Origin of the sequence: Stagnihabitans lacustris (assembly GCF_025950525.1) — a bacterium.
Lineage (GTDB): Bacteria > Pseudomonadota > Alphaproteobacteria > Rhodobacterales > Rhodobacteraceae > Stagnihabitans.
Map to the genome: position 1 here is coordinate 136739 of NZ_JAPDGS010000002.1, position 13265 is coordinate 150003.

9 protein-coding genes are annotated in these 13265 nt (G+C 64.8%); 5 read left to right on the forward strand and 4 right to left on the reverse strand.

Translation table 11 applies throughout. The annotated features are described in order from the left end of the window. The first annotated feature begins 49 nt into the window (after nt 1–49). The 5 genes from NX862_RS05265 to gltB all read left to right on the forward strand — a co-directional run bounded on the left by NX862_RS05265 (nt 50) and on the right by gltB (nt 8703). Nucleotides 50–1033 carry a complex I NDUFA9 subunit family protein gene (locus tag NX862_RS05265; RefSeq protein ID WP_264492840.1) on the forward strand — a complete coding sequence of 328 codons (984 nt, stop codon included), beginning with the start codon at nt 50–52 and terminating at the stop codon, nt 1031–1033. Nucleotide 1034: 1 nt separating this feature from the next. Further along, nucleotides 1035–1829: an undecaprenyl-diphosphate phosphatase gene (locus NX862_RS05270; RefSeq protein ID WP_264492841.1), complete on the forward strand. Its 795-nt coding sequence runs from the start codon at nt 1035–1037 to the stop codon at nt 1827–1829. A gap of 155 nt (nt 1830–1984) precedes the next feature. After that, a complete protein-coding gene (locus tag NX862_RS05275; RefSeq protein WP_264492842.1) occupies nt 1985–3421 on the forward strand; it encodes an NAD(P)-dependent oxidoreductase in 1437 nt (478 codons plus the stop codon). A gap of 34 nt (nt 3422–3455) precedes the next feature. Then, entirely contained in the window at nt 3456–4169 is a 714-nt protein-coding gene (locus NX862_RS05280; RefSeq protein WP_264492843.1) for a hypothetical protein, read from the forward strand. Nucleotide 4170: 1 nt separating this feature from the next. Continuing rightward, a complete protein-coding gene (gltB, locus tag NX862_RS05285; RefSeq protein WP_264492844.1) occupies nt 4171–8703 on the forward strand; it encodes a glutamate synthase large subunit in 4533 nt (1510 codons plus the stop codon). Nucleotides 8704–8849: 146 nt separating this feature from the next. Here gltB and NX862_RS05290 read toward each other — a convergent pair whose 3' ends face one another. The 4 genes from NX862_RS05290 to rnr all read right to left on the reverse strand — a co-directional run bounded on the left by NX862_RS05290 (nt 8850) and on the right by rnr (nt 13193). Beyond that, complete coding sequence (locus NX862_RS05290; protein ID WP_264492845.1) at nt 8850–10043, reverse strand: lytic murein transglycosylase; 1194 nt, start codon at nt 10041–10043, stop codon at nt 8850–8852. 94 nt (nt 10044–10137) lie between these two features. After that, the gene (locus NX862_RS05295) at nt 10138–10455 is read right to left on the reverse strand and encodes a low affinity iron permease family protein (RefSeq protein WP_264492846.1); all 318 of its coding nucleotides are present in this window, start codon (nt 10453–10455) and stop codon (nt 10138–10140) included. A 189-nt stretch (nt 10456–10644) separates the two neighbouring features. Next, nucleotides 10645–10851 carry a tautomerase family protein gene (locus NX862_RS05300; RefSeq protein WP_264492847.1) on the reverse strand — a complete coding sequence of 69 codons (207 nt, stop codon included), beginning with the start codon at nt 10849–10851 and terminating at the stop codon, nt 10645–10647. A gap of 80 nt (nt 10852–10931) precedes the next feature. Next, complete coding sequence (gene rnr, locus NX862_RS05305) at nt 10932–13193, reverse strand: ribonuclease R (protein ID WP_264492848.1); 2262 nt, start codon at nt 13191–13193, stop codon at nt 10932–10934. Nucleotides 13194–13265 lie beyond the last annotated feature (72 nt).

The window sequence follows — 13265 nt, forward strand, 5'->3', positions numbered from 1 at the left end:
CGGCTCCGCTGTATCCAAGGCCCGGTCTGCACAATCCTATGAGGGCGCCATGAGCAAGCTGGTCACGATCTTTGGTGGGTCGGGTTTCGTGGGGCGGTATATCGCCCGGGCCTTGGCGCAGCAGGGCTGGCGCGTCCGTGTCGCCTGCCGCCGCCCGAACGAGGCGCTTTTTGTCCGGTCCTTTGGCGCTGTGGGGCAGGTCGAACCGGTGCTGTGCAACATCCGCAACGAAGCCTCGGTGGCGCAGGCGCTGCAGGGTGCACAGGCGGTGGTGAACTGCGTCGGCACCTTTGACACGATGGGCGCCAACAACCAGACCGCCTTGCATGTCGAAGGCGCGGGTCGCATCGCGCGGCTGGCCTTGGTCGCCGGTGTGGCGCAAGTGGTGCATCTGTCGGCCATCGGCGCCAATTCCGCGGGGATTTCGGCCTATGCGCGGTCCAAGGGCGACGGCGAGGCCGCGGTTCTGGCCGCTTTCCCCGGCGCGCTGATCTTGCGGCCCTCGGTGGTCTTCGGGCCCGAGGACGCCTTCTTTAACCGCTTTGCCGCCATGGCGCGGATGGGGCCGATCCTGCCGCTGATCGGCGCGGGCGCCCGGTTTCAGCCGGTCTATGTCGAGGACGTGGCCAAGGCCGTCGTGCAGGGCCTGTCGCAACAGGCCTCCGGCGTCTATGAGCTGGGCGGCCCGGATGCCAAGAGCCTGCGCGCCATCATTGGCGACCTGTTGACCGAAATCCGCCGCCGTCGCCTTGTGATCAACCTGCCCTTCGTGGTCGGAACGGCCATGGGCGGCGCGCTGAGCCTGCTGCAGGCGCTGACCCTGGGCCTGTTCAAGAACACGATCATCACCCCCGACCAGGTCAAGCTGTTGCGGACCGATAATGTCGTGACACCGGGCGCGCGGGGGCTGGCCGATCTGGGCATCATGCCGACCGCCTATGCGACGGTCTTTGGCGAATACCTTTGGCGCTATCGCCCGGCGGGCCAGTTCACCGCGATCCGCGATTCGGCCAAGAACCTGAAGAAGGTCTGAGGTGGATCTTCTCTCTGCGGTCCTTCTGGGCATCCTGGAGGGGCTGACCGAGTTCATCCCGGTGTCCTCGACCGGCCATCTGCTCTTGGCCACGCATTTCCTGGGGCTGAAGGTTTCGGCGACCTTTGCGGTCTTTGTCCAATTGGGGCCGATCCTGGCTTTGGGCTGGCTGTATCGCGCCAAGCTGGGGCGGGTGTTTTCCACCGCCCACAGCGATCCGGCCTCGCGGCGGTTCATCATCTCGGTCGCGCTGGCGTTTTTGCCGGCCATGGTGATCGGGGCGCTGGCGCATGACGTGATCAAGGCTGTCCTGTTCGAAACCCCCGCGCTGATCGCCGCGATGCTGGTCGCCGGGGGTGTGGTGCTGCTGTTCGTTGACCGCATGAAGGTGACGGAAACCGTGACCGAGGCCGACGCGGTGCCCTTTGCCAAGGCGCTGGCGCTGGGGTTCGCGCAATGCCTGGCCATGGTGCCCGGCGTGTCGCGGTCCGGTGCCACGATTGTCGGCGCGCGGGCCTTGGGCTTTTCCAAACGCGCGGCGGCGGAGTTTTCCTTCTTTCTGTCCCTGCCGACCATGCTGGGCGCGGCCAGCTATGATCTGCTGAAAACCTGGGATCAGCTGGATTTTTCGGCACTTGCCGGGCTGGCGGTGGGGTTTCTTGCGGCTATGATCGCGGGCGGCTTGGTGGTGCGCTGGCTGTTGGATTATGTGTCGACCCGGGGCTATGCGCTGTTCGGCTGGTGGCGAATCATCCTGGGCCTGGGGGCCTTGGCGCTGCTTTCCCTGGGCTATTAGGCGCATAGGTCAGCACAGTTTCCCCATTTTCGGCGGAAAAATCGGGTGCGCGGCGGGAAACCCGCAAGAAATCGGAATATAGGTCAGCACTACTGACTTTTAATCCCCCCGGCTCCCGGCTATCACCCCCAGACCGTTACTTCGGAGGTGCTGTCATGGCTGTGCAACGCATGTTGAAATTCGTGACCTTGGGGAAAGAAACCCCCGAGAAGCGCCCCGCAACCCTGCGGTCAGAGGATTTCCACGAAATCTACCGCCAGTTTGCCGAACAAAAGGCGGCCGAACAGGCCAGCCGCTGTTCCCAATGCGGCGTGCCCTATTGCCAGGCGCATTGCCCGCTGTCCAACAACATCCCCGACTGGCTGCGCCTGACCGCCGAAGGTCGCCTGCAAGAGGCCTACGAGCTGTCGCAGTCCACGAACACCTTCCCCGAGATCTGCGGCCGCATCTGCCCGCAAGACCGGCTGTGCGAAGGCAACTGCGTGATCGAGCAATCCGGTCATGGCACCGTGACCATCGGCGCGGTGGAAAAATACCTGACGGATCTGGCTTGGGAAAACGGCTGGGTCGCGCCGATCAAGCCGGGCGCGGATCGCACCGAATCCGTGGGCATCATCGGCGCCGGTCCGGGCGGTCTTGCGGCGGCCGATGTGCTGCGGCGTGCGGGCGTGCAGGTCACGGTCTATGACCGCTATGACCGCGCGGGCGGGCTGATGACCTATGGCATCCCCGGGTTCAAACTGGAAAAGCCCGTCGTCATGCAGCGCATCGACCAGCTGGAGGCCGCGGGCGTCCAGTTCGTGCTGAACTGCCGCGTCGGAGAGGACCTGTCCTTTGACGCCATCCGGGGCCGTCATGACGCCGTGCTGATTGCCACCGGTGTCTACAAGGCGCGCGACATTCAGGCTCCGGGCGTTGGCCTGCCGGGCATCGTCAAGGCGCTGGATTACCTGACCGTGTCGAACAAGAAGTCCTTCGGCGACGAGGTCGAGGCCTTTGACAACGGCACGCTGAACGCGATGGGCAAGCGCGTCGTCGTCATCGGCGGCGGCGATACGGCGATGGACTGCCTGCGCACCGCGATCCGCCAGGGCGCGACCTCGGTCAAGTGCCTGTATCGGCGTGACAAGGCCAATATGCCGGGCAGTCAGCGCGAGACGCAGAACGCCGAAGAAGAGGGCGTCGAATTCGTCTGGCTGACCGCGCCCAAGGGCTTTACCGGCGGTGACAGTGTCGAAGGTGTCCTGGTGCAACGGATGCGCCTGGGCGCCCCCGATGTCACCGGCCGCCAGATGCCGGAAATCATCGAAGACGCCGATTACGTCGAACCCGCCGATCTGGTGATCCAGGCCCTTGGCTTTGAACCCGAAGAGCTGCCAAAGCTTTGGGGCGTGCCGGAACTGGCCGTGACCCGCTGGGGCACGATCAAGGCCGATTTCCGCACCCATGTGACCAGCCTGCCCGGCGTCTATGCCGCGGGCGACATTGTGCGGGGCGCCTCGCTCGTCGTCTGGGCGATCCGCGATGGGCGTGAGGCCGCCGATCAAATTCTCGCGTATCTGGCACAATCGGCCTCGGTTGCGGCAGAGTAGGGCGAAGGGCCAACCCGGCCCATTGGAGATGTCCATGCGTGCGCTGACCCCCTGTCTTTTGACGGCAGCCTTTCTGACCGCCACGTCCGCCGCGGCGGGCACCTTTGCCCCGCCCGAGGGCTGCACTGCACATCTGACGGTGCAGATGCGCGGCTGTCTGGCCTCGCATTTCTACACCTGCGAGGGCGATGCAGCGGGCGACCAATGGCGCGCGGATTACGGCGCGAACGGGCCGTTTTACCTAAGCCGGATCAACCAACAGACCGAATGGGTCGAAAGCTATGAGCTTGACCCGCCGATGAAAGAGACGCTGGACACCAACCCCAAGGACCGCGCCAATTTCGACGAGCTGCTGACGGCGGGGCTGGATTCTTTCGACTTCGGCCTGACCAAGGCGGATGGCACCAAGACCCGTGTCACCGGCTTTGACAAGCTGACCGGCCGCGAGGTCGTCATCGACGGCGTCACGCTGAAGGAATCGGAATACGAATACACTCAGGCGGCCGAAGACGGCACCGTCCTGCGCCATTCCCGCGGGCACGAATATGTCTCGCCCAAGTGGCGCACGTTCCTGTCCGGCAAGTCCGAATGGGAGATGGAGGACGGCTCTTGGGTCGCCTCTGACAACAGCCCCGTGAAATTCATCGAGCCCGGCGAGCCCGGGTTCGGCAACACCATCCCGCTTTTCGAATGTGACGATCAGATGTCGCAGCTGGAAGCCCTGCCCCACAGCCACGGAGGGTCATAAGATGACGCAATACGACGAAGCCTGGGTTGCCGCCGAAGAAGCCAAGCGCGCCTGGATGGACGCCAACAGCCTGTATAAGACCGAGGACGAACATTCGTCCTGCGGCGTGGGTCTGGTGGTGGCCGTGTCGGGCAAGCCGTCGCGCAAGGTCGTGGAAAACGGCATCAACGCGCTGAAGGCGATCTGGCACCGGGGCGCGGTCGATGCCGATGGCAAGACGGGCGACGGCGCGGGCATCCATGTGCAGATCCCGGCGCGGTTCTTTTATGACCAGGTGCGTCGCACGGGCCACGAGCCCGACATGGGCAAGCTGATCGCGGTCGGCCAGGTGTTTTTGCCGCGCACCGACTTTGGCGCTCAGGAGCGTTGCCGGACCATCGTCGAGACCGAGGTTCTGCGTCTGGGTCATTATATCTATGGCTGGCGTCACGTGCCGGTGGATACCTCGGTTCTGGGCGATAAGGCGGCTGCGACGCGGCCAGAAATCGAACAGATCCTGATCCGCTGCGAAAACGGCACCGATCCGGAACAGTTTGAACGTGAGCTGTATATCATCCGCCGCCGGATCGAAAAGGCAGCCAATGCGGCTGGCATCCAGGGCATGTATCTGTGTTCGCTGTCCTGCCGGTCGATCATCTACAAGGGGATGATGCTGGCCGAACAGGTCGCGGTCTTTTACCCCGACCTGATGGACGACCGCTTTGAAAGCGCCTTTGCGATCTATCACCAGCGCTATTCCACCAACACCTTCCCGCAGTGGTGGCTGGCCCAGCCCTTCCGGATGCTGGCCCATAACGGCGAGATCAACACGCTGAAGGGCAACGTCAACTGGATGAAGTCGCACGAAATCCGCATGGCTTCGTCGGCTTTTGGCGACATGGCCGAGGATATCAAGCCGATCATCCCGGGCGGCACGTCTGACTCCGGCGCTTTGGATGCGGTGTTCGAGGTTTTGGTGCGGTCCGGTCGGAACGCGCCGATGGCCAAGACGATGTTGGTGCCGGAAGCCTGGTCCAAGCAGACCGTGAACATGCCGAAGGCCTGGGCCGACATGTATTCCTATTGCAACTCGATCATCGAACCCTGGGATGGCCCGGCGGCGCTTGCGATGACAGATGGCCGCTGGGTTTGCGGCGGGCTTGACCGCAACGGGTTGCGTCCGATGCGCTATGTCATCACCGGTGACGGGATGCTGATTGCGGGCTCTGAAGCCGGGATGGTTCCGGTCGACGAAGGCACCGTCCGCGAAAAGGGCGCGCTTGGGCCGGGGCAGATGATTGCCGTCGATATGCAAGAGGGCAAGCTTTACCACGACACCGAGATGAAGGACAAACTCGCCGCTGCCCAGCCCTATGGCGACTGGATCGAAAAGATCGTCGACCTGAACGCGATGCTGCGCGATGTCCCCGAGGCGCCGACCCATACCGGTGACGACCTGCGCCGCCGTCAGTTGGCGGCGGGCTATACGCTGGAAGAAATCGAGCAGGTCCTTTTGCCGATGGCCGAGGATGGCAAGGAAATGGTCGCCTCGATGGGCGATGACACGCCGGTTGCGGTTCTGTCGAATGTCTACCGCCCGCTGTCGCATTTCTTCCGCCAGAACTTCAGCCAAGTCACCAACCCGCCGATCGACTCTTTGCGTGAAGGTCGGGTGATGTCGCTGAAGACCCGCTTTGGCAACCTGCGCAACGTTTTGGATGAAAACAGCAGCCAGTCCGAAATTCTGGTCCTGGAAAGCCCCTTCATTGCGAATGGCGAGTTCCGGGTTCTGGTGGACCGTTTCGGCGCCCAGGTCGCGCATATCGACTGCACCTTTGCCCCGGGGCCGGATGCCCTGCGCAAGGCGCTGGAGCGTATCCGGACCGAGGCCGAAGACGCAGTGCGTTCGGGCGCGGGCCAACTGGTCCTGACGGATGAGCATCAGGGCGAAGGCAAGGTCGCCATGCCGATGATCCTTGCGACCTCGGCTGTGCACAGCTGGCTGACCCGCAAGGGCCTGCGGACCTTCTGTTCGATCAACGTGCGGTCGGCCGAGTGCATCGACCCGCATTACTTCGCGGTGCTGATCGGGTCGGGGGCCACCACGGTGAACCCCTATCTGGCCGAAGACACCATCGCCGACCGCATCACGCGCGGGTTGCTGCCGGGGTCCTTGGTCGATGCGATGCGTCTCTATCGGGATGCCATCGACGCGGGTCTGTTGAAGATCATGTCCAAGATGGGGATTTCGGTGATCTCGTCCTATCGGGGCGGGTTGAACTTTGAAGCCGTGGGCCTGTCGCGCGCCATGGTGGCCGAGTATTTCCCTGGGATGCAGTCGCGCATCTCTGGCATCGGTCTGGTCGGCATCCAGATGAAGTCGGAAGAGGTCCACGCAAAGGGTTGGGTCGCGGATACCCGTGTCCTGCCGGTGGGTGGCTTCTACAAGGCGCGGCGGTCGGGCGAAAAGCACGCTTGGGAAGCCCAGACCATGCATATGCTACAATCGGCCTGCGACCGGGCGTCCTATGACATCTGGAAGCAGTATTCCGCGACGATGCGGGCCAATCCGCCGATCCACATCCGCGACCTTCTGGACATCAAGGCCCTGGGCAAGCCGGTGGCGATTGAGGAGGTGGAGAGCATCACCTCGATCCGCAAGCGCTTCGTAACGCCGGGCATGTCGCTGGGGGCGCTGGGGCCAGAGGCGCACAAGACGCTGAACGTCGCGATGAACCGGATTGGGGCCAAGAGCGATAGCGGCGAGGGTGGCGAAGACCCCGCGCATTTCCTGCCGGAAGCCAACGGGGACAACCCTTCGGCCAAGATCAAGCAGGTCGCCTCCGGTCGCTTTGGTGTGACGGCGGAATACCTGAACGCCTGCGAAGAGCTGGAAATCAAGGTGGCCCAAGGGGCGAAGCCCGGCGAGGGTGGCCAGCTTCCGGGGATGAAGGTCACGGCGCTGATCGCGCGCCTGCGCCATTCGACCCCGGGGGTGACGCTGATTTCGCCGCCGCCGCACCATGACATCTATTCCATCGAAGACCTGGCGCAGCTGATCTACGACCTCAAGCAGATCAACCCGCGCGCCAAGGTGACGGTCAAGCTGGTGTCCTCCTCGGGTGTGGGGACGATTGCGGCGGGCGTGGCCAAGGCCAAGGCCGATGTCATCCTGATCTCGGGGCATAACGGCGGGACCGGGGCTTCTCCGGGGACCTCGATCAAATACGCGGGCCTTCCGTGGGAGATGGGTCTGACCGAGGCCCACCAGGTCCTTGCGATGAACAACCTGCGGGAACGGGTGACTTTGCGCACCGATGGCGGGCTCCGCACGGGCCGTGACGTCGTCATGGCCGCGATGATGGGCGCCGAAGAGTTCGGCATCGGCACCGCCGCCCTGATCGCCATGGGCTGCATCATGGTGCGTCAGTGCCAATCCAACACCTGCCCGGTCGGCGTCTGCACGCAGAACGAGGCCTTGCGGGCCAAGTTCACCGGCACGGCGGACAAGGTGGTCAACCTGATCACCTTCTATGCCCAAGAGGTGCGGGAGATCCTCGCCTCCATCGGAGCGCGGTCCTTGGACGAAATCATCGGGCGGGCGGATCTTCTGGCGCAGGTCTCGCGCGGGTCGGTCTTCCTCGATGACCTCGACCTGAACCCGCTGCTGATCTCGGTCGATGCGATGCAGAAGATCACCTATGACCGCTCCAAGCCGCGCAATGCGGTGCCGGATACGCTGGATGCCGAAATCATCCGCGATGGCGCGCGCTTCTTTGAAGACGGCGAGAAGATGCAGCTGTCCTATGCGGTGCGCAACACTCTGCGGACCATCGGGACGCGGGCGTCCAGCCATATCGTCAAGCGGTTCGGGATGCGCAATCAGCTGCAGGCCGATCACCTGACGGTCAAGCTGACCGGGTCTTGCGGGCAGTCGCTGGGGGCCTTTGCGGTCCGGGGCCTGAAGATCGAGGTGCAGGGCGATGCCAACGACTATGTCGGCAAGGGGCTCTCGGGTGCGACGATCGTGGTGCGGCCGTCGATGACCTCTCCGCTGAAGGCCGAGGAGAACACCATCGTGGGTAACACGGTTCTCTATGGCGCGACCGACGGGTTCCTTTACGCCGCAGGGCGCGCCGGTGAGCGGTTTGCCGTGCGCAACTCGGGCGCCAAGGTGGTGGTCGAGGGCGCGGGCTCGAACGCCTGCGAATACATGACCGGCGGGGTTGCGGTGATCCTGGGGAGGATCGGGGCCAACTTTGGCGCCGGGATGACCGGGGGCATGGCTTACCTCTATGACCCGGAAGGCACGGCCGAAGACTATATGAACCACGAGACGCTGTTGACCTGCGGCCTGGGCCACCCCCATTGGGAAGCCCAGCTGAAGGGCCTGATCGAGGCGCATGTGGCCGAGACCGGTTCGCGGCACGGGGCGCGCATCTTGGGGAATTGGGCCGAAGAGCGGGCGAATTTCCTGCAGGTCTGCCCGAAGGAAATGGTCTCGCGGCTGTCGCATCCCTTGTCGGATGAGGCGGTTAAGGTTCCGGCCGAGTAAAGGCTTTGCGAGATTGAAAAGGGCCGGGGCGAAAGCTCCGGCCCTTTGTCATGCGGAGATCCTGCGGATCAAGCCTTTGCGTTTGGGGGGGCTTTGCCCCCCGCCCCGTGCCGGGACTCCCCCCGAGTATTTTCGTCAGTATGAAATCAGGGGAGGAGCGGCAAAAGGTCCGGGCTGGCGTAACCGTCGGGGGGGAGGCCCTGTGCCCTTTGGAAGGCGCGGATGGCGGCTTGGGTGTTGGGGCCGATCTTGCCATCGGCGCCTTTCGTGTCGAAGCCCGCGCGGGTCAGGCCCTGTTGCAGTTGGATGCGTTCGGCCAGGGTCAGGGCGCGCAGGTCGCGGGGCCACTCCGCGCGGATCGGCGGCGCGCCCTTGAGGCGGTCGGACAGGTGGCCCACCGCGATGACATAGGCATCGGCGGGGTTATAGGATTCAATCGCGTGGAAGTTCGGGCAGATCAGAAAGGCCGCGCCGCGGTGGCCTGCGGGGGCCAGAAGCGAGGCCTGGCAGTCGGGCAAGTCGCCCTTGACCCCAAGGCCCGCCCATTCGACGGCGGGCTTTTTGACGCGCTCTCCCACCAGGGACCAGTCGATGTTGGCGGGCAGGGTGACTTCGACGCCCCAGGGTCCCTTGCCCCAGCCCCAATGCGCCAGGAAGGCCGCCGTCGAGGCCAGCGCATCGCCCGGATCATCGGCCCAAAGCGCCTTTTGCCCATCGCCGTCGAAATCCACCGCCAGGGTCAGGACGTTGGAGGGCATGAATTGCGTATGCCCCAAGGCCCCCGCCCAAGAGGCCTTCAGGTCCGCAGGTGCGCCGTTTTGCACCAACCTCAAGGCGGCGATCAGCTCGCTTTCGAAATAGGCCCCGCGCCGGGTCGAAGACGCCAGCGTCGCCAGCCCCGCCAGCACCGGCACATCGCCACGATTGGCGCCGTAGTCGCTTTCCAGCCCCCAGATGGCAACCACGACGGCGGGGTCAACGCCATAGGCGGCCTCGATCCGCCCCAGCACGTCTGCATGGTCCTGCATCGCCTTTTGCCCCCGGGTCACGCGGTCCTCGGATACGGCGCGGTCCAGGTAATCCCAGATCGTGCGGGAAAACTCGGCCTGGTTGCGGTCACGCTCCAGCACGTCGTCGCGCGCCACCATCTGCGGCCTTGCGCGGGTCCAGGTGGCCTGGGTGATCCCGGCCGCCAGAGCGCGGGTGTGGAAGGCGTCAAGCCAAGTGGGGAGGTCGGCCATGATCCAGCTCTCGGACAGGGGGGAATAGCCCCGGTGGGCGGGCGGATCGGCCAGGGCCGGGGCGGCAAGCGCCAGCAGAAGGAGAAGGAACCGTCCCATGGGGGTTTGATGCCTCATGGGACGGGGTATGGCAAGCGGCGGGGTGAACCCCGCCCTACCCCTGCGCGCAGGGCGGGATTTATCCCGCCGCCCCTCAAGCAGCCCGCAGGCGCGGCGTGTCGCGCAAGAGGGCCAGGATCTCGGCGTTCTGGCGCTCCAGCCGGTGCAAGTGGTCTTGCAGTTCCGCAATCGTGCGGTTGCCGGTGTTTTGCAGCAAAAAGACCATCAGAAAGGTGCTGATCGTTGTGCCGGTGTTGATCACCAGTTGCCAGGTGTCCGAAAACTGAAAGATCGGCCCCGAGATGGCCCAGGACAGGACCACGGCAAAGGCCAGGATAAAGGCCAGGGGGCGACCCATGGCGGCGGAAATCCATTCGGCAAGCCGCTCAAAGCGGCTGTGGATGAAGGTCATCGTATTCTCCTTGTGCGACCGGCCGCCCGGGCCGCGCACAAGGGTATCACCCCTGGATGCGGTCCTCGGACGGCTCGGTCGATCGACTGTCGGGTGACATGTTGAAACCTTGGGTGAAACGGACGTGCTGTCCGCGGGGGTTATGTAACACGGTGGGCGGGGGAAATCAACCGAGGCGGGCGAAAGGCGTCATTCGTCGGTCTTGGCCCAAAGTTCGGTCAGGGAGCGGCCCTTGCGGCCCCAATTGTCGGTGTCGACCTCGTCGATCAGGACGAAGACAAATTCGGGGTCGCGGCCCAGCTCTTCGACCAGGACTTCGGTCATGCGGCGGATCACCGCGCGCTTTTGTTCGGCGGTGGCGACACCTTTGGCGATTTCAACCCGGACGATCGGCATGGGACGCTTCCTTTTGGGCCTGTCAGAACTCTGCATCCGCGGCGTAGCCCGGGGTATACCCCGGGATTTTGTGGCGGGACTTACCGGCGGGTGCGGGTGACTTTCTTCTTGATGCCATCGCTGCGGGCCTTGAAGCCTGCGCCCTTGCGTGGCGCATAGCCCTTGCCGCGCGGTGCGGGGTTGCGCAACGTGCCGCCCTCGACGTTCAACAGCTCCAGCACCAGGCCGCCGGTCGTGGGGGTCGCCTCGGCCAGGCGCACGGTGACGCGCTGACCCAGGCCCAGGGTGATGCCGGTATCCGCGCCGGTCAGAGTCTGGGTGTCCTCGTCATAGCGGAAATACTCGCGCCCGACAGAGCGGATCGGAACCAACCCGTCTGCCCCGGTCTCGTCCAGTTTCACAAACAGGCCGAACTTCTGCACCCCCGCAATCCGCCCGCTGAATTCGGTGCCGACGCGGTCCGACAGATAGGCCGCCAGATAGCGGTCGGTCGTATCGCGTTCCGCCGCCATCGACCGCCGCTCGGTGTCCGAGATCAGCTTGGCGGTTTCCTCCAGGTTTTCGCGGTCCCACGGCGACAGCCCATCCTTGCCCCAACCATGCCCGGCGATCAGGCCGCGATGCACGATCAGGTCGGAATAGCGCCGGATGGGCGAGGTGAAATGCGCGTAGTTCCGCAAGGCCAGGCCAAAGTGGCCGAAGTTTTGCGGGCTGTAATAGGCCTGGGTCATCGACCGCAGCGCGGTGATGTTGATCAGCTCGGCAAATTCGGAGCCCGCAGCCGCCTCCAGCAGGCGGTTCAGATGGGCCGTCCGCAGGACCTGCCCCTTGGCCAGCACAAAGCCCGAGGCCTGGGCGACCTCGCGCAGGGCGTCCAGCTTTTCGGGGCTGGGTTCCTCGTGGACGCGGAACAGCAGCGGGGACTTCAGGCGGATCAGCTCTTCGGCGGCGGCGACGTTCGCCAGCACCATGAATTCCTCGATCAGCTTGTGGGCGTCATAGCGGTCGGCAAAGGCGACCGAGGTGATCTGGCCCTCGTCGTTCAGGATGATCTTGCGTTCGGGCAGGTCAAGTTCCAGAGGCTGACGCGCCGCCCGCGCCGCCTTCAGGCTGGCATAGGCGGCATACAAGGGCCGCAAGACGGGCTCCAACAAAGGCGCGGTGGCGGCGTCCGGGGTGCCGTCGATGGCGGTTTGCACCTGGGCATAGGACAAAGCGGCCTTGGAGCGCATCAACCCCCGGGTAAAGCTGTGCCGCAGCTTGGTGCCGTCCTTGTCGATGACCATGCGGACCGCAAGGCAAGCGCGGTCGACATTTTCGTGCAGGGAACACAGGTCGCCCGACAGGATATCGGGCAGCATCGGCACGACACGGTCGGGGAAATAGCTGGAGTTGCCACGCTTGCGCGCCTCACGGTCCAGCTGACTGCCGGGTGTCACGTAATGCGCCACGTCGGCAATCGCCACCCACAGGACATGGCCGCCAAGGTTGTGCGGGTCGGTGTCGGGTTCCGCATAAACCGCGTCATCGCGGTCGCGGGCATCGGGCGGGTCGATGGTGCAAAGCCACAGGTCGCGCAGGTCTTCGCGCGACCCAAGCGGGGCCTCGACCTTGCCGTCCGCTTCGGCCACCACCGCATCGGGGAAGTCGTCGGGGATGCCGTGCTGGTGAATGGCGATCAAGCTGACAGCCTTTGGCCCCGAAGGATCGCCCAGCCGCACGATGACCCGCGCCGAGGGAAGGCCCATCGACCGTTTGCCGATCAACTCCGCCTCGACCAGCTCACCGTCCCGCGCCTCGTTGACGCCATCGCGGGGGACGCGCCATTCCTTGTCGGACCCCTTGTCGATCGGCTGGATGCGCCCGCCCTCCGCCGATTTGCGGAAGATGCCCAGCACCTTATGCGCCGTCGTCCCCAGCGCGCGGATCAACCGCGCCTCATAGCCGTGGTCCTCTCCGCTGACCCGGGTCAGCCGCGCCAGGATGCGCATCCCGCCGCCCAAAGCCACATCGCCCTTTTGCGGCACGATCAGGATGGCGGGGCCATCGGTCGGCACGCCGGCCTCCAGTGGCCTTGCGAACAGGTCGCCATCCGCGTCGGGGGGCAGGACCTCCAGCACGGCGACGGGGGGCAACACGCCCTCGGCGGCAAGGTAGGAGGTCCGGGCGCGGGGGGCGCGGGTCACGCCGTCCTCGGCCTCGATCTCGTCGATCATGCGGGCCAAGTCACCCCGGGCGGCGCCCTTGATGCCGAAGGCACGGGCGATGTCGCGGCCATTGGCCTGAAGCGGGTTTTCGGCGATCCATTGGCGGATCTGGGCTTTGCTGGGAAGGGATATCATGCCCTTCCCCTACCACCTTTGCAGCAGGTGGGAAAGCCTTGCGGGGAAGGCGCGGCCCTGCCACCTTGCCCG

Excerpts from the sequence above, each read along its gene's own strand:
- NX862_RS05275 (WP_264492842.1), top strand. The coding sequence starts at position 1,985 with ATGGCTGTGCAACGCATGTTGAAATTCGTGACCTTGGGGAAAGAAACC.
- gltB (WP_264492844.1), top strand. The coding sequence starts at position 4,171 with ATGACGCAATACGACGAAGCCTGGGTTGCCGCCGAAGAAGCCAAGCGC.
- NX862_RS05265 (WP_264492840.1), top strand. The coding sequence starts at position 50 with ATGAGCAAGCTGGTCACGATCTTTGGTGGGTCGGGTTTCGTGGGGCGG.
- NX862_RS05295 (WP_264492846.1), bottom strand. The coding sequence starts at position 10,455 with ATGACCTTCATCCACAGCCGCTTTGAGCGGCTTGCCGAATGGATTTCC.
- NX862_RS05280 (WP_264492843.1), top strand. The coding sequence starts at position 3,456 with ATGCGTGCGCTGACCCCCTGTCTTTTGACGGCAGCCTTTCTGACCGCC.
- NX862_RS05300 (WP_264492847.1), bottom strand. The coding sequence starts at position 10,851 with ATGCCGATCGTCCGGGTTGAAATCGCCAAAGGTGTCGCCACCGCCGAA.
- NX862_RS05290 (WP_264492845.1), bottom strand. The coding sequence starts at position 10,043 with ATGGGACGGTTCCTTCTCCTTCTGCTGGCGCTTGCCGCCCCGGCCCTG.
- rnr (WP_264492848.1), bottom strand. The coding sequence starts at position 13,193 with ATGATATCCCTTCCCAGCAAAGCCCAGATCCGCCAATGGATCGCCGAA.